The 22328-nt window shown below is 49.5% G+C and carries 23 protein-coding genes; 11 read left to right on the top strand and 12 right to left on the bottom strand.

What is annotated here, in order from left to right:
* The first annotated feature begins 5 nt into the window (after window positions 1–5).
* Complete coding sequence (locus DFR47_RS01510; protein ID WP_113942644.1) at window positions 6–1109, top strand: DUF2336 domain-containing protein; 1104 nt, start codon at window positions 6–8, stop codon at window positions 1107–1109.
* Window positions 1110–1123: 14 nt separating this feature from the next.
* Here the strand turns inward: DFR47_RS01510 and DFR47_RS01505 are convergent, their stop codons facing one another.
* Genes DFR47_RS01505 through DFR47_RS01495 form a run of 3 tightly spaced genes read right to left on the bottom strand, consistent with a single transcriptional unit; the run spans window position 1124 to window position 4525 of the window.
* Window positions 1124–1465, bottom strand: a complete 342-nt coding sequence (locus tag DFR47_RS01505) for a DUF1491 family protein (RefSeq protein WP_113942643.1) — start codon at window positions 1463–1465, stop codon at window positions 1124–1126.
* A gap of 26 nt (window positions 1466–1491) precedes the next feature.
* Window positions 1492–2502: a peptidoglycan-binding domain-containing protein gene (locus DFR47_RS01500; RefSeq protein ID WP_113942642.1), complete on the bottom strand. Its 1011-nt coding sequence runs from the start codon at window positions 2500–2502 to the stop codon at window positions 1492–1494.
* A complete protein-coding gene (locus tag DFR47_RS01495) occupies window positions 2477–4525 on the bottom strand; it encodes a PAS domain-containing sensor histidine kinase (protein WP_113942641.1) in 2049 nt (682 codons plus the stop codon). The genes DFR47_RS01500 and DFR47_RS01495 overlap by 26 nt, the downstream gene beginning before the upstream one ends.
* Window positions 4526–5052: 527 nt before the next feature.
* Here DFR47_RS01495 and DFR47_RS01490 point away from each other — a divergent pair.
* Both DFR47_RS01490 and DFR47_RS01485 read left to right on the top strand, forming a co-directional pair.
* A complete protein-coding gene (locus DFR47_RS01490) occupies window positions 5053–5466 on the top strand; it encodes a DUF5330 domain-containing protein (RefSeq protein ID WP_113942640.1) in 414 nt (137 codons plus the stop codon).
* 81 nt (window positions 5467–5547) lie between these two features.
* A complete protein-coding gene (locus tag DFR47_RS01485) occupies window positions 5548–5979 on the top strand; it encodes a SufE family protein (protein WP_113942639.1) in 432 nt (143 codons plus the stop codon).
* Between the two features lie 188 nt (window positions 5980–6167).
* Here the strand turns inward: DFR47_RS01485 and DFR47_RS01480 are convergent, their stop codons facing one another.
* A complete protein-coding gene (locus DFR47_RS01480; RefSeq protein WP_245416406.1) occupies window positions 6168–6959 on the bottom strand; it encodes a DUF6456 domain-containing protein in 792 nt (263 codons plus the stop codon).
* The gene (locus DFR47_RS01475; RefSeq protein WP_113942638.1) at window positions 6956–7507 is read right to left on the bottom strand and encodes a helix-turn-helix domain-containing protein; all 552 of its coding nucleotides are present in this window, start codon (window positions 7505–7507) and stop codon (window positions 6956–6958) included. The genes DFR47_RS01480 and DFR47_RS01475 overlap by 4 nt, the downstream gene beginning before the upstream one ends.
* A gap of 283 nt (window positions 7508–7790) precedes the next feature.
* On the opposite strand from DFR47_RS01475, the gene DFR47_RS01470 reads away from it, so the two are divergent.
* Window positions 7791–8114, top strand: coding sequence for a cytoplasmic protein (locus DFR47_RS01470; protein ID WP_245416405.1), 324 nt, complete (start codon window positions 7791–7793; stop codon window positions 8112–8114).
* A 90-nt stretch (window positions 8115–8204) separates the two neighbouring features.
* Here DFR47_RS01470 and DFR47_RS01465 read toward each other — a convergent pair whose 3' ends face one another.
* The gene (locus tag DFR47_RS01465; protein WP_113942637.1) at window positions 8205–8633 is read right to left on the bottom strand and encodes a Ros/MucR family transcriptional regulator; all 429 of its coding nucleotides are present in this window, start codon (window positions 8631–8633) and stop codon (window positions 8205–8207) included.
* Window positions 8634–9438: 805 nt separating this feature from the next.
* On the opposite strand from DFR47_RS01465, the gene msrB reads away from it, so the two are divergent.
* From msrB to DFR47_RS01445, 4 genes are all read left to right on the top strand, one after another.
* Window positions 9439–9864: a peptide-methionine (R)-S-oxide reductase MsrB gene (gene msrB / locus DFR47_RS01460; protein ID WP_113942636.1), complete on the top strand. Its 426-nt coding sequence runs from the start codon at window positions 9439–9441 to the stop codon at window positions 9862–9864.
* A 53-nt stretch (window positions 9865–9917) separates the two neighbouring features.
* Entirely contained in the window at window positions 9918–12014 is a 2097-nt protein-coding gene (locus DFR47_RS01455; protein ID WP_113943173.1) for a S9 family peptidase, read from the top strand.
* 76 nt (window positions 12015–12090) lie between these two features.
* Entirely contained in the window at window positions 12091–12444 is a 354-nt protein-coding gene (locus tag DFR47_RS01450; RefSeq protein ID WP_113942635.1) for a metallophosphoesterase, read from the top strand.
* Window positions 12445–12638: 194 nt separating this feature from the next.
* Window positions 12639–13553 carry an MBL fold metallo-hydrolase gene (locus tag DFR47_RS01445; RefSeq protein WP_113942634.1) on the top strand — a complete coding sequence of 305 codons (915 nt, stop codon included), beginning with the start codon at window positions 12639–12641 and terminating at the stop codon, window positions 13551–13553.
* A 75-nt stretch (window positions 13554–13628) separates the two neighbouring features.
* Here the strand turns inward: DFR47_RS01445 and DFR47_RS01440 are convergent, their stop codons facing one another.
* From DFR47_RS01440 to DFR47_RS01420, 5 genes are all read right to left on the bottom strand, one after another.
* Window positions 13629–14957, bottom strand: coding sequence for an acetamidase/formamidase family protein (locus DFR47_RS01440; protein ID WP_113942633.1), 1329 nt, complete (start codon window positions 14955–14957; stop codon window positions 13629–13631).
* Window positions 14958–15137: 180 nt separating this feature from the next.
* The gene (locus tag DFR47_RS01435) at window positions 15138–16076 is read right to left on the bottom strand and encodes a cytochrome c (RefSeq protein ID WP_113942632.1); all 939 of its coding nucleotides are present in this window, start codon (window positions 16074–16076) and stop codon (window positions 15138–15140) included.
* A 94-nt stretch (window positions 16077–16170) separates the two neighbouring features.
* A complete protein-coding gene (locus DFR47_RS01430; RefSeq protein ID WP_113942631.1) occupies window positions 16171–16605 on the bottom strand; it encodes a c-type cytochrome in 435 nt (144 codons plus the stop codon).
* A 297-nt stretch (window positions 16606–16902) separates the two neighbouring features.
* Window positions 16903–17346, bottom strand: a complete 444-nt coding sequence (locus DFR47_RS01425) for a GNAT family N-acetyltransferase (protein WP_113942630.1) — start codon at window positions 17344–17346, stop codon at window positions 16903–16905.
* Window positions 17347–17442: 96 nt separating this feature from the next.
* Window positions 17443–18039: a superoxide dismutase gene (locus tag DFR47_RS01420; RefSeq protein ID WP_113942629.1), complete on the bottom strand. Its 597-nt coding sequence runs from the start codon at window positions 18037–18039 to the stop codon at window positions 17443–17445.
* A gap of 573 nt (window positions 18040–18612) precedes the next feature.
* Between DFR47_RS01420 and DFR47_RS01415 the strand changes: the two genes are divergently transcribed.
* A complete protein-coding gene (locus DFR47_RS01415) occupies window positions 18613–19323 on the top strand; it encodes a L,D-transpeptidase (RefSeq protein WP_113942628.1) in 711 nt (236 codons plus the stop codon).
* A 148-nt stretch (window positions 19324–19471) separates the two neighbouring features.
* Entirely contained in the window at window positions 19472–20065 is a 594-nt protein-coding gene (locus tag DFR47_RS01410; protein ID WP_113942627.1) for a class I SAM-dependent methyltransferase, read from the top strand.
* Between the two features lie 67 nt (window positions 20066–20132).
* On the opposite strand, the gene DFR47_RS01405 is transcribed toward DFR47_RS01410, so the two are convergent.
* The gene (locus tag DFR47_RS01405) at window positions 20133–21644 is read right to left on the bottom strand and encodes a helicase HerA-like C-terminal domain-containing protein (RefSeq protein WP_113942626.1); all 1512 of its coding nucleotides are present in this window, start codon (window positions 21642–21644) and stop codon (window positions 20133–20135) included.
* Between the two features lie 303 nt (window positions 21645–21947).
* Here DFR47_RS01405 and DFR47_RS01400 point away from each other — a divergent pair, with 303 nt between their 5' ends.
* Window positions 21948–22310, top strand: coding sequence for a DUF2267 domain-containing protein (locus tag DFR47_RS01400; RefSeq protein WP_113943172.1), 363 nt, complete (start codon window positions 21948–21950; stop codon window positions 22308–22310).
* Window positions 22311–22328: the final 18 nt, after the last annotated feature.

Raw genomic sequence — 22328 nt, 5'->3', positions numbered from 1 at the left:
TACGCGTGACCACTGATCAATTCCGCGCTTTGGAAACATTATCCGGAAGTGGTCATTCCGTACACCACAAGACCGACGATCTGTTGGCCGCAACTGTTGCAGGCTTTACCTCCCTGACACGCCCGACACGCCACGACAGCCAGCAATTTGAAGATCTGGCTCTGCCATTACTGGAAACTGCAACACCACGCGCCAAACGACAGGTTTCAGCTATTCTAGCGCAGCATGATGCTGCGCCGCGCAAACTGGTTCTGGCTCTGGCCAATGATAATATCGAAGTCAGCGCACCATTGCTGCTGCGCTCCCCGATCCTTAAGACCGGCGACTTTATGGATATTATCGACAAGAACGGTCTGTCTCATGCGCGTGTGATTGCACGTCGCCAACCGGTTGATCCGCTGTTGCTGCCGCTTTTAGAAAATTATGATGATGAGATCATCAAACAGGCACTGAATGCTGAACAACCCCTGCCCGTAGTTCCTGTCGTGGTTGAAGCGAAAGAGCCGGAAGTGCAAAGCATGCATTATGCTTCTGCTCCGGCGACCAGTGAACCATCGGCCAGCAAAGCGCCTGCCGGTTCACCGGCAAGCATTCCGTCCTTCCGCTCTGCCAATACGCAGGCTCAGGCACCACAGACATTTGCCACTCATGATCTCGGCGCTTTATCGCTGACGTCCTATTTGCGTCCGGCACTGGCTGAGCATCTCATCGATATGGCATTGCTGATTGATAACAGCCTGTTCCGTACAGCGCTCGCGGATGCACTGGATGTCAGCTATATGCGCGCTGAGACAATCATCGGGACTTGGCCGAACTCACAGCTGCCGCTGGCACTCAAAGCCATCGGCCTGACCGCACAGGACACTTATCTGATCCTCACAGCCGTTCTGGGCACTATCCACGGTGAACGTGAGCAATTACGTGAATTCGTCCATATTTATCGCTCGATCAGCTCTGAGCAGGCTTCCGCTGCTGTGAGACGCTGGAAAGCCGATGATGTGAATGAAAAGCTGCGCAACCAATTGCGCGATATGGCGGAGAATGCAACAGACAGCTTCACCCATGCCGCCAATAGCGACAGCACTATTCAGCACAAAAAAGCCCAGTAAAACCGGGCTTTTTTTTATAATCCGCTGTTCAGTAATTCTGCAGCTTGCGTGCAGTCTTCCACCTCGACCAGCCAAAGGTCAGGGTCAAAGCGTAGTTCCTTCTCAAGCTGTTCATTGAGCAATTGCTCGTCATCACTTTGCTTGTAAAGAATGAAGCGGCGCTCATCCGCACGCTCCGGATCATATTCGCTCTGGGGTGCAGGCATATACAGATCAAAATGACCATCACGATCACGTATCTTGATAAAGATCGCACCGGCCTCCGTTGCACCGCGCCTTACCAGATAGGCAAAACCATCGGCTTGGCGGATACGCCGCATAAATGCGGAAACCCAGAATTCACTCGTCAGACGCATCAGTATAAATACCTGTTCCCGTCAAATCAGCTGATAAGGCCGATTTCGCGCATTTTGCCGATCAGTTCAGAATCAGGTTTACCGCTGACATTGAGACGGAACAATTTCTGGAATTCCCGAATTGCATCTTCCGTGGTTTTACCCGGAACACCGTCCACCACTACCATATCATTACCGAAGGCTTTCAAACCGGCCTGAATTCGCACCAGCTCCTCAGCAGAGACCGCCTGCCCACCGGACGCTCTGGCAGCAACCGGTTCAACGGAAGCGGTTCTTTCCTGCTGTTGGGGTTGCGTGCGTACAGGCTGAACAACGGGCTTTTCTTCCGTTCTGACCATGATCGGTGCAGGCCGTTTTTCCGCAACCGGTACAGAGCGGGCAGAACTGTGTTCCGGACGTGCTTCCGGCACTGCCACAGAGATTGCTTCAGCAATCGTCATTTTGTTTTCAACAGGCTTGGTTGCAACTGTCTGAACTGGTGCCTGCTCCGGTGTAAGTTTTGCCTGCACGCTTTGCCACTGCTCCAGTGCCGCGCGGGTTTGCGGTCCAGTCAGACCATCGACATTACCACTATAGAAACCAAGCTGCTTCAGATTATATTGCAGGATCGCAACCTGTTTGTCGCCGTTCGGCGCCAAAGCTGGCAGATCACCGCCATCAACTGTAGTGTCCGGTAAAGTCGCAACAGCCTGCGGCTGATTTTGTTCAGGTGTTGTGGTTGCAATCTGACGCACAGTTTCCTGCGGCGCGGTATTTCCTGTAATACGGCGCGCGGCCTCACTGTCATCTTTTGCAACCGCGCGAAAAACCTGTTCAGGGCGCGTTTTAAAGAACACACCATCATGCGCCTGCGGCTGATACCAGATCGCATTGCTGGCAACAAAACCAAGCGTCACAAGAAATGCGGTTGCCCCACCGGCAACCACAGGATTACGCGCTACAAGATCACCGGCAGCCAGCGCCATGCGTGACACACCGGTCAGGCAAGCATCAAAAAACCGTCTGCCAAAACTACGCCGTTTTGCGTTTTTGCGCATGGAAGTCCCCTTGCGTTTCGTACCGCTGCGGCTCTGTCTTTCCGTCATAACTACTTTCTGCCTGTCCTGCTGCGGTCTGATGACCTTCAGTTTCACCGGCCTGAAGATTGATAATTGCTGTCTTTACTTGTTCAAGAGCGCTGCGAATATCTGTTGAAACACGCCCCGCCTGCATCATAGGCTGCAATGGTGCCTGATTTGCGGCCTGACCTGCAACCATCACACCATTATCCACAACCTGCTGCGGCAGACTTTGTGGCAAGGTTACAGAAACAGTTGTGCCCTGACCTTTACGGCTGCGAATATCCATCTCTCCCTGATGTAGGCTAACGAGCCCTTTCACCACATAGAGACCAAGACCGGAGCCTTCCTGCATACGGGTCTGCGTATTATTGATCTGGCTGAAAGGCTGGCAAAGACGTTCAATCTCATGCGCCTCAAGGCCAATACCGGTATCAGAAACCGAGATAACCAGATTTTGCTGTGTGCCTGCATAGGCCTGCTTCATCATATCCGGCATGACTTCAATCGTCACGCAGCCGCCGCGATCTGTAAATTTGATCGCATTGGAAACCAGATTAATCAAAATCTGACGAATAGCACGGCGGTCTGCGATCATATCCGTTACATCCGGATGAATGCGGTCACAGAGAATAACGCCTTTTTTCTCTGCCAAAGGCATCAGCATAGAGCTGCACATTGTCACGCTGTCGCGCACTGAGAAACGCTCATGCTGTACCGGATACTGACCGGATTCCACACGCGATGCTTCCAGAATACCATTGACCACTTCTAGCAAATGATTGCCGGATTTGCGGATCAGGTCGATATATTCACGCTGCTTCTCGCTCTGCAATGGCCCAGCCACATCATGCAGCAACAGATCGGAGAAACCGATAATCGAATTCAGCGGTGTGCGCAGTTCGTGGCTTACTGTTCCCAGCAGACGACCGCGCGAGGTTTCAAGGTTCTCAATCGCTGTGCTTTGCTGCATGATCTGCTGCTGCACAGCCTGCTCCTGCGCGATATTACGCGCAACAATCAGAAAACCTTCCGACATCTGACCAGCAACAGATTTAACCTGCCCTTCGATTTCAAATATATTGAAATAGATTGTCGGCTGTTCAGTTTTACCGGCAACTTCGACACAGCGCAGACGAATTTCCGTCTTACCGCTCAGCTTCATTAAAGCATTGCCGTGCTTCAAACCATCCAGAAAAGCGAGATATTGCACGCGGTCGGCAACATGCACACGATCCAGCAGTAATGTGCCATTCAGCACTGCACGATCCACGCCGAATTGTTCAACACAACGATCTGACAAGGAGCGGATATGGCCATCCTGATCCAGACGAATAACCAGCGCATCCAATGCGGCTTCCAGATCGCTGTCGGCATGACCTTGAGCCACAGGCTGCTGTGTCTTCACACCGGCAGCTACAGAGACGCGTAATACGCGCATCAGCAATGCACCGGCATAGATAAACAGGAAGGTTGTCGACACACCGGCAGGCAATGCCAGTTGTGTATTGACACCTTTAACTTGAGACAGCGCGATTAATGCAGCGGCAATCACGCCGCCAGCCATGACCGCAGCACGATGACGGGTTACCAGCCAGAGTTCCAGCGGCAGCGCCAGCACCATTGCCCAGACCAGAGCATTATCAGCACCAGCGAACAAAGCCATGAATCCCAGAATAGCGCTGTAGAAAGACAGGGCGACAATACCGGTCAGGCTGTTACGGATACCGGATGCCTGTGCAGCCAGCATCAACACCGACACACCAGTGAAAGATAATGCAGTGACAAGCAATGCATTCAAAGAAATTAACGGGAAAATGCTGTAGAAGGCCATTGCCAGAAACAACGGGAACAGCAGCAGAGCCGGACGCAGATCGGACGCAGAAAAATGTTCAGCTTTAGAGGAAATATGCGCTTTCACACCATTCTGCACAAACGGGGTCTGCGCCAACAGGTTATGATCCGTCACGGCATTGTTCATACCGCCTTTAATCATTTTCATTGTTTTCGCATAAATGCCGTACACGCAGCACACTCACTCTGACACAATCTCACTTCAACTGCCGCACTTCTTACACATGAAGGAACAGTCACCGGACGATGACAGAATGGACGCTGAGACTTTAAGGAATAGATAAAACGCGCCCCCAAGACAGGCCGCAAAGCCTTTTTTACACGAAAAACAGGCAGCTTCTGTGTCTATGGTAAACGGAATATTTCCAGCACTTAAACACGGAAAGACAATGTTAGAGCATTTCCAGCAAAAGTGCGAAGCGGTTTTGCGTCGGATAATGCGTAAAACAAATAGTTACAGCGATTCCAACGATTCAGTCTTAACTGGAAGCGCTGTAAAGACATTTTATCAGAATCTTCAGAAATATGTCCGATGCTGGGAAATGTGCTGAAAGACCGCCCATATTAATAGCGACAACAGGATTATGCTTTATAGATATATGAATATTACGAATTTCATATATTTGCTGAGATCAACCACCCACGAGAGAATGTAAACGGGCAGGAACACAGATCATGAGATTTCTGCTTAAATGTATTTTCTGGCTGGGAGGCGTCTTTTTGCTAATGCCTGGCATTATGGGAAAGCAGGCCGATAATCCTGCATTACAGCCCCAAAGCAGTCGTGCAGTACAGACCACGCCCCAAACGCAGCCTGATCAGAATGCGCCTGCGGATTTGGTTGAGCAATGGTTACAAGCGGGTAAAACCCTGCAGGAAATCAGCACATTTTGTGATCGCAACCCTGCGATCTGCATGGCTGGAAAAGCCACCGCACAACAGGCCGGCGAACAGGCATTACTGCGCGCCAAAGATGCTTTGGGCAGTTTTTCAACACCAGCACCAGTAGCTCAGCAACAGCCGGTGCAGTCACCAGCCACACAATCTGTTCTTGTTAGAATTCCGGTGCCTACACCGCGCCCGCGATAAACGTACCTATCTGAAAACTTTCCCTTTGCGATTAAAATGGTCTATAAGCCGCGCATGACTGATAAAGATGCGGAGAGACCTATGACAAATTCAAAGATCAGCACGATTGCTTCGGACTTTGAGTTTCTTGACGACTGGGAAGACCGCTACCGCTATGTGATTGAACTCGGACGTGATTTGCAGCCCTATCCGGAAGATGCGCGTGATGCGGATCATAAAGTTCCGGGCTGTGTCAGTCAGGTATGGCTGAAAACCACGCAGGGACAAGGTGCGGATCCGGTAATGGAATTTCTCGGCGATTCCGATGCCCATATTGTGCGCGGTCTGGTCGCTATCTTGCTGGCGCTTTATTCCGGTGAAACAGCATCGGCGATTTTGAAAATTGATGCGGAAAATGTCCTCAAGAGCCTCGGGCTTGATGAGCATTTGACGCCACAGCGATCCAATGGCCTGCGCTCCATGGTGCAGCGCGTTCGCCATGATGCTCAAGTCGCTTTGCAAAACGCAGCCTAAAAGTATACAGCGGCCCCAGTTAAGACTGAATCGTTGGAACCGCTGTAACTATTAGTTTTTACGCATTATCCGACGCATCGCAGCAGGAAAAAAATCAGTCCGGCGAACTGATTTCCCTGCGGAGGCGCTTCGCACTTTTGGCTCGCAAATGCTATATTTGCGCGTCTCCGTTGGAAGCGTGCAATCACTTACAGGGACGGACGGAAATCAGGTGTTCCCCAATGATAGACAGGCGCTTCTGACTTATCCGTCTTGCGTCCAGCCGTATAATGGCGATGGAGAATGCTGAGACCAGTTTTCAGCATCATTTTTGCAGAGCGTGCCGGCCATGACCGCTCACGTTCAACCAGCTCCAGCCCTTTCAGAAAACAGCATATATCCAGCAGAACACCGGATAATTCGGGTCCGACAGCTTTCAGCGCTTTCTCAACCCTGTCCCGACAATCCAGCGCATGATCGCTCAGTTCTGCCTGTGCGCCCTGCTCACCGCGGGAGCGTTTTGTAACGCCTGCCTCCCAATTAGCCGTTATGCGCGGCAACATATTGCCCCGTGTGAAATCTGCACGCAGACGCTCTCCGGCCTGAAACTCCTCATCGCTGAGAAAACGCTGACCTGTTTGCTTATTCTTGCGATAGAGCAGTGCGAGCGGAGACTCAGCATGATTGACGGCAATCCCGGCGCTATTTACCGCAACATCTTTATACACAGAATTAGCAGCTCTTTTAAGTTCTTGCAGAAACTCACGCCCTACCACAGATAAAACAACCTTCCCACTTTGCATTTTGATGAATGCGGAACACTTTAATGCCTCCAAAACCAGCTTATCACAGGCTATCGTGCCGCCCTGCTCGCTCACGAGCAGCCAGCGCTGTTGATCTGTACTCGTCTCCGGCAGAGCTGCGGATTTGAGCAAGAAACGCAACACACGCAAAACAACGTGTTGATCGACACTATTCGAACCAAGACCTTGCTTTGTCATTCCGCAATCCCCCCTACACCCGGATAGAGGGAACGAACCAGATATTCAAAATCACTGACATTGCGGTCGAATTTTTCATTCTCCCGCATATCTTCAATAAGATGGCAGGCATGTTTCACTGTCGTTCTCTCACGACAGAAAGCACCGGCCACCTCAGACATAGAAAGTCCGAACATCGTATGTGCGATATACATGCCGAATTGCCGGATCCGGGCAACATGATTGTTGCCCCGCTCAGCACTGCGTAATTCTTTTAATGAAACCTGAAAGAAAACGGACAATAAAGAGAGTAGCGCACCACACAGGGTCCACGCATATTGCTGGCGTTCATTATTGTTGCCCTGCCGCTTTAACTTATGATTATGAGACAGCAGCTCTGCGAGATAAAGCGCATCATCTGTCATGCGCATTTTCCGGTTTACTTCCCCCATTATGCTGCGGTTATTCTCTTCTCTGTTGAAAGATCTCTGTGCAGCTGTCGGGAAGCTACGTAAAACGATGAGCGTATCGGTACGGCCAGATAGAAAATCAGGAAAATTATTCAACATATGCCCTCCGTAGATGACATATGGTTAAGGTAAAAAGATTATACGGGGATAAATTCAAACCATTTATTTTAAATATAAAAAACATATCAATAATTTGCAATTAATATGAAATATTCAAAATAAATCTAACTTATTAATTGCAATAAATAAATTTAACAATACATATTTCTTTATAAAAAAATATTAATTCCATTAAATTTAAAACATAATATTACTTAAATCTGCTTATCCCCGTTCATTTTTCCTCACCTATCATTCGCCTCACCAAACAAGAGGCGGAGCAATGTCACAAACCCTGCAAAACGACAGACAAGTCTTTATAGAAAAACGCAGAGAAGATGCACTGCAAGCAGCGCAGTCTTTTGCTTTACAAATGAGTTGCGGGATAGATCTCTTGCAAATAACAGCAGCATCGACCGAGACCAAGGCAAGCATTGTATCCAGGTTAAGCAGGCTTATCAAAAGAGAAAGATTAAAAGGGCTGAACAAACACTGGAGTTACGATATCAATCGCCATATTGCACTGAAACAAGTGCAACAACGTATCTTAAATATGATCGCAAAAGATAATTGCGTACATAGTCGTATGCAGCAGCAGACTATGTAAAATACAAAAAAACCCATCAATTATTTATAATAAAAAGCAGCGATATTGTTACACCGCTGCTTTTGTATAGTCTCAGAAAAACAGTTCTGATCAGGCAGCTTTACGCTTACGACCCAGACCCATTTTCTTAGCAAGCTGAGAACGGGCTTCAGCATAGCTTGGTGCAACCATCGGATAGTTAGGATCCAGATCCCACTTTTCACGATACTGTTCCGGTGTCAGATTATAATGGGTCATCAGGTGACGCTTGAGCGACTTGAATTTTTTGCCGTCTTCAAGGCAAATAATATACTCGTCGTGCACTGATTTTTTAGGGTTGATTGCCGGTTTCGGCTTTTCAACAACTGCAACAACTTCTTCGCGAACACCGGAACGCGCAAAAGCAGCATGAACATCAGCAATCAATGCTGGCAACTCGCCGGCACGGATGGAGTTGTTGCTGACATAAGCAGCGACAACATCAGCTGTAAGACTGAGCAGTAGTTCGTCGGCAGAAACTACAGTCTCTGGATGTTCCATTATACTTCCTTCATCTATATATTGCTGATTGGAAAAGCACTTTATATATATAATAATTCCGTCCGCTCAACAATCAACCAGTTTAAAATGTGCATACCATCCCAATGATCTTCTCATATCTATAAAAATTGCAAAATGTCAATTTATTTTACAATAATGTTAAGTTCTGTACGCTTTTTGACTGTTTGATAAAATTTCAATCTTCACACCTGCCGGAATGAATATCTGCGAATTTGCCTAAAATAGAAAATTTTTCTATTTTCTCTCAAGAATTCCGATTTCGAAATCACCATTCGCACACATGATGTAAATGATGTTCCAGTTTAAATCCCTGAAAACAAATTCACAAAAAATTGTGAACTTCATCTGTTGAAACAACAACCAATAGAACTCAACGAATATAACGATATAAAACACTATCATCAGGATAAGATGCTTTATCAAAAAAATGATTATTTCTATATTAAGTCATTTTTCTGGCAGATTATGAAAAACAATCATTTATACAACACTTCTTCGTCATAACCTCATAAACACAAGTTTATCTTACCAATCAAAACGGCAGATATGTAACAATAACAACGATCAGAGCATTTAAAATTAGATAAATCTAATAAAAAATTCCTTTTCGATTTAGACTGCACAGCGCCATATTCACCTTTTAAAAAGCAGTTAATATCCCCATATATTGTAAAAATTGCACTGCACAGTGTCGCCATATCTGATTGGATCAGATCAACGCACATCTTTTAATTCTTATCCCGAAGATGATTTGTCTGAGGGATACATTCTGAATGACAGGAGAATGACCTTGTCCGAGAAAGATCTTTATCCCCGCCCGCTGAAAGTACAAAAGACCGATGCGGAATGGCGTGAGCAGCTCACACCGGAGCAATATAAAATCACCCGTCAGCACGGCACAGAGCGTGCATTCTCAAGCCCTGATTTTGACCTGAAATGCCACGGCACCTATCACTGTATTTGCTGCGACCGTTTGCTTTACAAGTCAGATGATAAATTCAACTCCGGCACCGGCTGGCCGAGTTTTACACGTCCGGCAGCAGCAGAAGCCGTCAATGCTTTTGAGGATTTCTCTTATGGCATGAACCGCACGGAAATCCGTTGTGCAGATTGTGATGCGCATCTTGGTCACGTCTTTCCCGATGGCCCTGCCCCGACAGGCCTGCGTTATTGCATGAACGGCACCGCTCTTTACTTTACTGAAACATGATCGGCATCATTTTCTCAGCCCTCTTCATGTTAGCCACAAATACCGGAAATAGTATGAACCAGCATTCTTTCGCTCAACACACCGCTCCAGCACCAGAAAAGAAACCCTATAGTGATACGCGTCATGGTATTACGCGCCATGACGAATATCACTGGCTGCGTGCGGATAACTGGCAAGATGTACTGCGCGAGCCGTCGCTGCTTGATGCGCAAATTCTCAATCATCTGAAAGCAGAAAACACCTATCAGTCCGCATTGATGGCCGACACCAAAGACCTGCAAAAAACCCTGTTTGCAGAGATGAAAGGCCGCATCAAGGAAGACGACTCCAGTATTCCAGTCAAAGACGGCGCTTATGCCTATGGCGTTTCCTATGTCACCGGCGGCCAGCATCCGCAATATTTCAGAACGCCACGCAATGGCGGCGATAAAACCGTTCTGATCGACGGCGATAAAGAAGCTGCATCCCTTGCCTATTTCAGCCTTGGCGGTTTGGATTACTCGCCGGACCACAGCCAGCTTGCCTGGTCTGCAGATACCAAAGGCTCGGAATTCTATGACATTAAAATCCGCGACCTGACTTCGTTTGAAGATCGCAGTGATCTCCTGACGGCCACAGCAGGCGGTACCGTGTGGGATGCGCAGAGCAAAGGCATCTTCTATGTCGAAATGGATGACAATCATCGCCCTGCCAAATTGTTCTATCACCGCATCGGCACTGAACAGGCACAAGATACATTGATCTATGAAGAAAAAGACGCCGGCTTCTTCATGAATGTCTCCGGCAGTTCTTTGAATGATTATGTCTTCATCGATATTCAGGATCACGAAACCTCGGAAATCTGGCTGATACCGGCCAATGATCCGCAGGCCAAACCACAGCTTGTAGCCGCGCGTGAGACCGGCATTGAATATAGTCTGACCGAGGGCGGCGATGTCTTCTATATTCTGACCAATATTGACGGTGCCAAAGATTTCAAAATCATGTCTGCACCGGTCAGCGCGCCGCAAAAACAAAACTGGACTGAAGTTGTCGGCGAGAAATCCGGCACTATTATTCTGGATATTGCTGCCTATAAAAATCATCTGGTCTGGCTGGAGCGCAACAACGGCTTACCGCGAATTGTTATCCGCGAGCGGGCAAGCGGTGCGGAACATGCGATTGCTTTTGATGAGGAAGCCTATTCTCTCGGTCTGCAAGGCAGCGCTGAATATGATACCGACGTTATCCGCTTTTCCTATTCATCGATGACCACACCAAGCCAGCTCTTCGATTATAATATGGCCAGCCGTGAACGCGTGTTGCTGAAAACGCAGGAAGTACCAAGCGGCCATGTGATTGATGATTATGTCACCCGTCGCCTTCTGGCACCTGCTGCGGATGGTGAACTCGTACCGGTCTCCATTCTCGCTCATAAGGACACGCCGCTGGACGGCACAGCTCCGACTTTGCTCTATTCCTACGGCGCTTATGGAAGCACAATTCCTGCCAGTTTTTCCACCTCACGCCTGTCGCTGGTTGACCGCGGATTTATCTATGCCATTGCACATATTCGCGGCGGCAAAGACAAAGGTTTTGCCTGGTACGAAAACGGCAAGCGTGAACACAAGGTCAATACTTTCACGGATTTCATTGCCGCAGCCAAATATCTGGTGGCTGAAGGCTTCACCAGTCATGACCGCATTATCGCCCATGGCGGTTCTGCCGGTGGCATGCTGATGGGCGCGATCACCAATATGGCACCGGAAGCTTTTGGCGGCGTTATTGCCGATGTGCCGTTTGTCGATGTACTCAACACCATGCTCGATGACAGCCTGCCGCTGACACCGCCGGAATGGCCCGAATGGGGCAATCCCATTGCATCGGAAGCAGACTACCGTACCATTGCTGCCTATTCGCCTTACGACAATGTAGAAGCGAAAAACTATCCGCCGGTACTGGCAACCGCAGGTCTGACCGACCCGCGCGTGACCTATTGGGAAGCAGCAAAATGGGTTGCAAGACTGCGTGACAAAACCACCAGCCACAACCCTGTATTACTGAAAATCAATATGGATGCCGGTCATGGCGGTGCTTCCGGCCGCTTCTCCCAGCTGGAAGAAGTCACCTATATTTACGCCTTCGCGCTTAAAGTTGCAGGAAAGCTATAACAGGCGCATAAAGTAATAAAGATCAAAGCAGGCAGCGATGCTGCTTTGATCTTTTGCAACAGGGAAGGATTAAGCCATGCCCTTTATATCTGCGAAACCTCGCTTCAGCATACCTCTGCGGACTGCTCTCAGCGCTTTGAGTATTGCCGCATTACTGGCAATACCGGCACCGCAAGCAGAGGCAGCCGTGCGTAAAAATGTCAGTGAATATGCAGGCCAGCGTTGCAATCCGCCGCCACGTGGTAGCGGTACTATTGTCGGGATCTTTCAGGGATTTGGTGAAAGCGCTTTTGTCAGCAGCGACTATCCTGAATCTATCAACCGCTATCGCTGTTTCAGCTCTATGGAAGAGTGCAAAGGCTGGCTCTACACGATGCAAAGCCTCTATAGCGCCGGTCTGCCACGTGCTGCCAAATGTCTGAAACGCTAAAACCGTGCATTATACACTGTGTTCACAATGAAGAAACAAAACAGGATTTGCTAAAAACCCGACAAATCCTGCGTTTCGCCTAGGGTTGGTTACCTTGATGTAACCTGCGGATTTTCACATGCCTTCTTGTCAAAGGCGCTTTGCTTCTTAATTTTCGCTTCACCGATATTCATTCTCAGGTGAAGGACACGACCATGACAATTTTCAAAGCTGCAACGCAGTTTCTGACCAAAGCAGCTCTTGCCGCAACACTTGCAACATCCGCCCTCTCCGTATCTGCAGCCCATGCTCAAGATGGGAAAGCATTGAACTGGCAGTTCTTTCAGGCAGATGAGAACGGTTTTCTCCGCACGCCCGTTCTGCTGACCGGTGAAAAAGAGGCCATTCTCCTTGATGGCGGCTTTACACTTTCAGACGGTAAAGCCCTTGCAGAGAAAATCAAAGCGACCGGCAAAACACTGACCACAATCTATGTGAGCCAGAGTGATCCTGATTATTACTTCAGCCTCGGCTCTGTCAAAACCGCCTTTCCTGATGCGAAAGTGATTGCGGCACCTGCAACAGTTGAAGCCATTCAAGGTAATGTGGAAGGCAAGCTGAAAGTCTGGGGCCCTCAGCTCAAAGAGAACGGCCCGCAGACATTGGCGGATGTGGTTATCCCTGAAGTCTCTGATGCCAAAGAACTCGATCTCGAAGGAAAAAAGATTGAGATTATTGATGCGGAGAATATGCCGAACCGTCGCTATCTCTGGGTACCTTCCCTGAAAGCTGTATTCGGTGGCGTGTTAATTACCGCCGGTGAGCATGTCTGGCTTGCTGATACACCAAAGGCAGAGCAGCGTCAGGCATGGATTAAAACGCTTGATGCAATTGCTGCCCGTAATCCTGAAATTGTCGTGCCAGCCCATATGACTGCCGGCTCCAAAACAGATATGTCTGCTGTGTCATTCACCAGGGATTATCTGGTTGCTTTTGAAGAGGAACAGGTAAAAGCCCAAAACAGCGAAGAGCTGATTGCCGCCATGAAAAAACGCTACCCTGATCTTGGTGGCACCTCCAGCCTTGAACTAGGTGCAAAGGTCATTAAAGGCGAGATGGAATGGGAATAATTTTCCCGTAAAAGGCGTCAAATAAAAAGCACCGGAAATTCCGGTGCTTTTCTTTTATTCTGATAAGGTGCTTGCTTACTTCAGGTCATATTGCGAACGGGCAAAACCGGCCAAGCCTTTTTCCTCAAGCTTTTTCAAAGGCATGCGGAAAGTCACGCGCGCAATCCCCGGATGACGACCAATCTCGATTGCACCGGCCATTGTTGCGCGGTTCATGATTTCTGGCACAGTTACACCGAACAAATCGGCTGCCCGTTTCAAACCATTATCGGTAGCTTCGTTCAGCGTTGCACCACTGCCGATCACAGTGATCGGTGCATCCTGCTCGATTTCAGCCAGACCATTGGCTTTTGCGAGCGCCTCGGCACGCTGTTTTTCAACTGCATTCAACGGACGTGCCAGATAAGGCACATCATCAGCCACAGGGAATAACAGCGGCCCGTCAATAGCCAGACCTTTGATCACACTGACTTCCAGCGTCACCACACCGGCAACGTCACAGGTATGACCGGCGATTTCACCATCGCCTTGCAATGCATGCATATCGCCAAGATAGACACCGCCACCCGGCACTTTAACAGGACAGATCAGTACTGCACCCTGCCGCACAGTATTCACATCCAGATGGCCGTCGGTTTTATTGCGCAGCAGCTCTTCCGGTGTCAGGGCATATTTATGCGGTGCATTGAGCAGGAATGAACCAAAATCACCGGCATTGTGGGAATCCGGCATTGCTTTGGACGGCGTTGTACCAAGCTGACCGAGGAACGGACGTAAACGCGTGGCAACACCAACCAGATCGGCCGGTGCAAAAGTCATGACCGGATTTTGCATGGATGTATCCGGCAGCGCCATGATCTTGGCGGCATCCGGTGCCATTGCTTCTGCTCTGTCCTTACCGACCGTCACACCAATGCTGCGTGCATCGTCAAAAACAATTGTATAGCCGTTTTCAATCTTAAACGGCGTAGCATCCGCACCGCATTTATCGCAGCGGATTGCGCTCTGGCCGATGCCTTCAATATGGGTTGCAGGCCATTCTGTGCCGCATTCCGCACAAACAGCTGCGCAGAACGGGTCGCCATTATTGCGACCGGCAACAACACTGTCCGAGCCGGATGCCGTGGCATTCGAGGTCACAACAATCGAGCGGATACGAATAGCAATAGCATCACCGATTTCCGCACCTTCCACAGCTACCGGTCGTGTAACCTCATGGCCGCCACGAATGGCAGGTGTAATCATCGGGCCCCAGCAGCCGGGAGCCGTATTAGCAATAATCGTACCGCCATCGGCAACAGGTCCGAGCATCGGGCGCGACGGATCAAGAATACCATCTGTCAGCTCGGTTACGTAAACTGTGCGACATGCACCACTGTTTTGCTGGGTTTTATTGTTTTGCATTTTGCATCCTCCGGTCGGTTGCGTCAGCCGGAACGCAGTCCAGACAGACTGACCTTATAACATTGCGGATCATAACAGCATTGTGCTTCCGCAGACAGATACTATCACACCCGCCATGATACTAAAGGATTGCATCCGATTTAAACGATGACAAAACTGTGAGGATAAATCCCAGTTAAACTACTGAGAAGAATAACCATTCTTATGCTCAGGAATAGCTTTCAGATAGGCAGCAATTGCCTCACGATCTGTTGCTGTCAGTTTGGATGTATTGGCAATCACATCGGTCATGGAGCCGCCCATAGAATCAAAATCCGGCGTAAATCCGCTCTCCAGACCATAGGCAATATCGCTGGCACTCCAGCTGGAAATCCCGCCCTCACCGCTGGTAATATTCGGTACAATACCACGTTTACCCTGTGCATCTGTTTCCGCAGAAAGTGCGCCAGCCAGCCATTGTGTCGTATCTGCGCCACCCAAAGCATTGCGCGGTGTATGACATTCGCCGCAATGCCCCATTGCTTCAACCAGATATTGTCCGCGTTTGAGCTGTTCATCCGGATTATTCAATGCAACAGCTGGCGCATTATTCAGGTAAAGCATTTTCCACAGACCAAGTCCGCGGCGGATATTGAACGGAAAGCCCAGTTCATGCGGCTTTGATGCTTCATCCGAGGCTGGCAAAGTTTCCATAAAGGCGTAGAGATCCGCCACATCCTGCAATTTCATCCGTGTATAGGATGTATACGGAAAAGACGGATAGAGATGTTCGCCATTGCGCCCCACGCCTTCCAGCATGGCATCGGCAAACTCGCCTAATGTCCAATCTTTCAAGCCATGAGAGGAAGGAGAAATATTCGGTGCGATAAATGTGCCGAAATCAGTCTTCAGCTCATGCCCGCCCGCCAGCACAAGCTTCGCATCGCCCGTAGCGCCGGGTGCCGCATGACAAGATGCGCAACCACCTGCATAGAAAACATGCTCGCCGTTTTTGACATCCCCTGCCGCCAGCTTGTCCAGTGCCGTGCGGTCAACATGCACAGGCTGCGTCAGAAACCAGAACACACCGGCACCGGTAACAGCACAAAGCAAAGCAGCGGATATCAATTTACGTTTCATATCAAGCTCTTGTCCAAATTCATGGGTACCGGACTGCGCACCGGCAAAAATTCAGAAAGCCTGCACATGACAGAGCACGTGCAGGCAAAATCACTTATTTCTTTACGCGGTAGGCCTGATGGCAAGTGCCGCAGCTCGCGCCAACATCTTTCATTGCAACGCGCAGAGCATCAATATCCTGCGGTTTGGCATCGGCAGCAGCGGCAGTTGCTGTGCGGAATTTTTCAATCTCAGCTTTGAAACCGGCTTCATCTTCCCAGATTTTTGGCGCAGCAGCAGTGTCACCGCTTTCCGAGCCTTTAGGGAACATGGTATCAGCGTCCATCTTAACGGCGTCTGCTTTCAGCTGTTCCAGAGCGGCCTGTACTGCTTCTGCTTCAAAAGGCTTTTCACCTTTCATCACAGGTCCAAGAACACCCATTGAGCGGCCAACGTCTTTCATCAGCGCCTGACGATCTGCAACCGGTGAAGCTGAAGCAACACTTGTCAGCATGAATAAAGCAGAAAATACCGCCAAAGATTTTTTCATAAACCTTGTCCTTTAATCTGAAATACCTGTTTCCTAACAGCGCTCTCAGTACAATCGTGCCTGGAGCGTGTCTCATTTAATCGAAGCCATAGCGCTCGCTCCAGTTTTATAATTGTCGCATGTTCGCGAACGCTAAATGCACCCATTTAGCTGCGACATGCTGAGCGCTATTTTAGAATTATTATAGTGTTGGTATTTAGAATATCTATAAAAACGTCAGGTTGGCGTATTAATTTTTTGTAACAATAAAAATAAGTCTGAAAAATGCGGAGAAGGCCGCTCTCAGATCAGTTTATTTTAAGAACGTACCGGGATAGCCAGCTGATAACAGTGCATTTCATCCTCAATTCCGCAATATTTCCAGCCAATATGTATGAAAAACCGGCATGCCCTGTCATTATCCTGTGCCACATAGGCTACCCAGTTTCGGGCAAGCGGATGCCCCTCCCAGTTCATAACCTCTGCAACAATCCTCTGCCCCAAACCTGTACGGCGCAGATCAGGCGCAACGGCAATATCTGTTATGGCATGAGGCAGGTCCGTGCCATTCCCCCAAACGCAACCAATCAGACCAACAGGTCTATCTCCGCATTCAACAACCAGCTGAACGCCCCCAACTTCATTGAGAACATGATTAAGCCACTCTTCATCCAGCGGCCCCAGCTCAGCATTAAGATACTCATCCTGAAACCATAGCTGTATCCATTGCCAGTCTTCGCGACAGAGCTTTCTCAACTGCATAATTGCCTCAAACAGGTAGAAATAGTCATTGAAGCGCTGAAATAAAAATGGCGCCGTCTGAGAACAGACGGCGCCGGATAGCTAAGTCAATTCAGCTTATGCTTTTTCGAAAAGCTCAAGCACATAATCCCAGTTGATCATGCTATCGACGAAAGCTTCGAGATATTTAGGACGCGCATTGCGGTAGTCGATGTAGTAGGAATGTTCCCATACGTCGACGCCAAGAATTGGGGTCGCGCCGTGTACCAGCGGGTTTTCGCCGTTTGGTGTCTTGGAAATTTCCAGCTTGCCATCCTTAACCGACAGCCATGCCCAGCCCGAACCGAACTGACCGGCACCGGCAGCGATGAAATCTTCGCGGAACTTGTCGTAGCCGCCGAGATCGGATTTGATTGCAGCTTCCAGCTTAGCAGGCAGTTTGTTGCCGCCGCCGTTTTTCTTCATCCATTTCCAGAAATGGATATGGTTGTAATGCTGGCCGGCATTGTTGAAGAGCGCCTGATTTTTGCCGTAGCTTTCTTTAACGACATCTTCGAGGCTCTTGCCTTCAAGACCTGAACCTTCGAGCAGTTTGTTGCCGTTGGTTACATAAGCCATGTGATGCTTATCATGGTGAAACTCAAGGGTTTCACGGGACATATAAGGTGTCAGTGCATCATAGTCGTAAGGCAGAGCAGGCAATTCAAAAGCCATGGTATTTCTCCTCTTGGTGTGGGCGGCTTCAAGTTTCCGCCACCCAAAGTCTTCATGCCTATACTACATAGGCCGACACAGGCACGCGGGCAATGCAGAGAAGTTAAGTTCTGTGAAAAATCACGGAAATTTTAAGTTATTATCCCATGAAAACATGGGAATTTCTGCCTTTCAAACACATAATCCGCGACCATGTGTTGCAGCAGCAATCTGTCTGCTGAACAATAGATGAGCAAGAACAAGAGAATGCATAATGTTGCGATGAGGCAACAGGTATATAAGCAATTATCTATTCTTAAAAATTCATAAGTTGTTAGCCATATTATGGCAGTTTTTCATCAGTTTTATACGAGGCTCTCTGTCAGGACTCACAATAGCGGATCCATCCGGCAGATCCATTATTCCGGCCTTGCGGCCGCACTACCGTTCCGTCTGTGCCTGTTAGGGCGCTGATTTAACGGCTCTTTCGGGTCGTGCCTGAACACAGATTATCTGCGGCTTACCCCCGCCGGTTTTCATTTGTCAGGTATTATACTCATCATTTAAAAACGCTCTGAAAAGACTGGTTTAAATATGGAAAAATCCCTCTCCCGCCGTTCTTTTATGTCGGCAATGTCCGTGACAGCCGCTGCCGGACTGGCAGGCTGTACACAGATCAGCCGCAATATTCCGGTGATCGACATGACCGGCGGTCCGGCTCCCGTCGCCCCTCCGGTCAATAATGGCGCAGCGATCGGCCCTTACGCCAGCATGTATGCAGCTGTCGAAGATGAGGGCTATGCGATTCCTGCAGTGCCGTTTCAAAAAATTGATCCGAAATATTACCGCCAGCTGGTACAGGACCCGACCGGTGAAATGCCGGGTACAGTTGTGGTGGATACCGCAAACCGCTTTCTCTATCTGGTGATGCAGGACGGACAGGCTCTGCGCTACGGTGTGGGTATCGGCCGTGCAGGTTTCTCATGGTCAGGCCGCGCAGTTATTCAGTGGAAGCGCAAATGGCCGCGCTGGACACCACCGGATGACATGATCGGCCGTCAGCCGGAACTGGAAAAATACAGCGCCCGCAACGGCGGCATGGCTCCGGGTCTGAACAATCCGCTCGGTGCCCGTGCATTGTATATCTTCAAAGACGGCGTTGATACACTGTATCGTATCCACGGTAATCCTGAATGGTGGTCGATCGGTAAAGCCGTCTCGTCCGGCTGTGTACGCATGGTCAATCAGGACGTCATGGATCTCTATGACCGCGTTCCAAATAAGACGCCAATTCTGGTTATGTGATCGGAACTATCAAAAATTTTATAAAGGCCGGATTGTTCAGCAGTCCGGCTTTTTATTGGCTCCATTCGCCCCCTCACCCCACGGATTTACAAGTCCGTAAAAGAGCTTAAAAGCGCGTATAAACAGTCAAGAGATTGAAGGATTGCATATGACTGCTAAAGATACGGACACGATTGGTTTTTATGCCCGCGAAGCTGAAACTTATGCATCGCGCAGACGTGAACCGGCCGTCATTCAGCTTGATCAGTTTCTTGCGCACCTGCCTGCCGGCGCCTCTATTCTGGAACTCGGTTGCGGCGGCGGTCAGGATAGCCGCTATATGCTGGATCGCCGTTATGATGTGCATCCGACAGACGGCACTCCGGAACTTGCCGCAGAGGCCGCCAAACGCCTTAACCATCCGGTCGGCGTGCTATTATTTGAAGATATTGACGCGCAGGCGCAATATCACGGCATTTTCGCCAATGCCTGCCTGTTGCATGTTCCGCGCGCGGCCTTGCCTGCCATTATCGGTAAGATTCACATAGCCTTAAAACCATCCGGCACCTTCTATGCCAGTTATAAAGCGGGTGAAGCGGAAGGCCGTGATCGCTTCGACCGGTTCTACAACTACCCTTCAGAACAATGGCTGCGCGAACTCTATGCGCAGTTCGGCTGGAGCAAAATTGAAATTACCGAACTGACCGGCAGCGGTTATGACAATGAGCCAACCAACTGGCTCCATGTGACTGCTACCAAGTAAACAGGCATAAAAAATGCGCCCTGTCGGACAGACAAGGCGCATCTTATTCACTCTGAAAAAGTTACAATCAGCGTTTAAAGCCACCCAGAATGCCGCGCACAATGGCACGGCCAAGCGAGTTACTCACAGTGCGCACCACGCTTTTGACAGCCGTCTCTGCAACTGTCTGACGGCCACCGCGCTTGCCCCCACCGCCAAGTGTAGATGTCAGATAATCTGTCCAGCTACCGCCGCCCTGTTCCGCCTGTTGCTGCTGCTCAGCTGAGGCAACTTTATCCTCGGCACGCTTTTGCAAAATTTCAAACGCGGATTCACGATCAATTACACGGTCATACTGGCCGGAGACAGGGCTGGTTGCGACCAGTTTTGCACGTTCATCTGCCGTCAGCGGGCCGATGCGCGACGCAGGCGGACGCATCAAGGTGCGCTGCACCATCGATGGAATACCCTTAGCCTGCAAGGTTGAAACCAGTGTTTCCCCTGTCGACAGCATGGTGATCGCTTTGAATGTATCAAAATCTGGATTTGGCCGGAATGTGCCCGCGGCGGTTTTCACCGCTGTTGTTTCGCGCGGCGTATAGGCACGCAAGGCATGCTGCACACGGTTCCCGAGCTGTGCCAGGACACTTTCAGGCACATCGAGCGGATTCTGTGTAACGAAATAAACACCCACACCTTTTGAGCGGATAAGACGGACAACCTGCTGAATACGATCCAGCAGCGCTTTCGGCGCCTCATCAAACAGCAGATGCGCTTCGTCAAAGAAGAACACCAGACGCGGCTTTTCCGGATCACCGATTTCCGGCAATTGCTCAAACAGCTCCGACATCAGCCAGAGCAGAAAGGTAGAATACAGTCGCGGGTTCATCATCAACTTATCGGCTGCCAGAACACTGACAATACCGCGTCCGTCTGTGGTGGTGCGCATCAGATCGGAAATATTCAGCGCAGGCTCACCAAAGAAGAAAGAGCCACCCTGCTGTTCCAATACCAGTAGCGAGCGCTGAATAGCACCCACAGATGCCTTGCTGACATTGCCATATTGAGCAGAGAGTTCTGAAGACCGCTCGGCAACATGGCTGAGTATGGATTGTAGGTCTTTCATGTCGAGAAGCAGCAGCCCCTCTTCATCGGCCACGCGGAATGCAATATTCAGCACGCCTTCCTGCGCTTCCGTCAGGTTCATCAGCCGCGCCAGCAGCAAAGGCCCCATTTCTGAAATCGTTGCACGGATCGGATGCCCTTGCTCGCCAAAAATATCCCAGAAGATCACCGGCGTCGCATGCATATCATAAGGTTCAAGATGAATTTCCTGCGCGCGCTTCACCGAGAAATCATTCTTCTCACCGATTGCGGCAATGCCGGAAAGATCGCCTTTCACATCAGCGCAAAATACCGGCACGCCGGCAGCAGAAAAGGCCTCAGCCATCACCTGCAGGCTGACGGTTTTACCCGTACCGGTCGCACCGGTCACCAGCCCGTGCCGGTTGGCATATTTCAGCGCCAGTTCTTCCGGTTGCTGATAGCTGTCATCCGGTTTGCGGCTGGCACCAAGAAAGATGCTTCCATCTGCGGGCATAGAGTAACTCCTCATCCGTTCATCTTCACGCCGAATATACACCAAACGGCAGAGCTATTTTAAGTTTATAGCCATCAGAGCGCAACGGGACAATATTTTAGCCCCGACCCGGAGCATAATTCCTTAAACTGTTTCAAGTTTAAGGAATTATGCTCTAATTTTAAAATGTCAGAGCGAGCACTGCGCCCTCCATGAACGTAAACCGCTCTAAGGCAATTTATGTTACAGAAACGGATAAAGCAGGACTTGATTTCATCATTCCATAATGCTTATTACGTAAACGTCAATTTTTGGGAGACTATGATGGAAGAGCTGATTACACGTATTGCCAATAATGTCGGTGTTGACAGTGCAACTGCAGAAAAAGCTGTTGGCCTGATCCTTGCCTTTCTCGAAAAAGAAGGCCCGCAGGATAAAGTCGGCGCGCTGATCGCCGGTATTCCGGGTGCACAGGAACTGATCGCTTCCGCCGATAAGGGTGGCTTCCTCTCCAATATGATGGGTGGCGTTATGGGTCTCGGCTCCAAGCTGATGGGCGCAGGCCTCGGCATGGGTGAAATTTCCGGCGTTGCCAAAGAAACCATTGCTTTTGCAAAAGAAAAAGCCGGTGCGCAAACCGTTGATGATGTCGTAAACTCGATTCCGGGTCTCGGTCAGTTCATCTGATCTGCCTGTCATTCGCAT

Origin of the sequence: Pseudochrobactrum asaccharolyticum (assembly GCF_003314995.1) — a bacterium.
Classification (GTDB): Bacteria; Pseudomonadota; Alphaproteobacteria; order Rhizobiales; family Rhizobiaceae; genus Pseudochrobactrum; species Pseudochrobactrum asaccharolyticum.
Note: the sequence above shows the minus strand (reverse complement) of the source record. Positions and strands in the feature narration are given on the sequence as shown.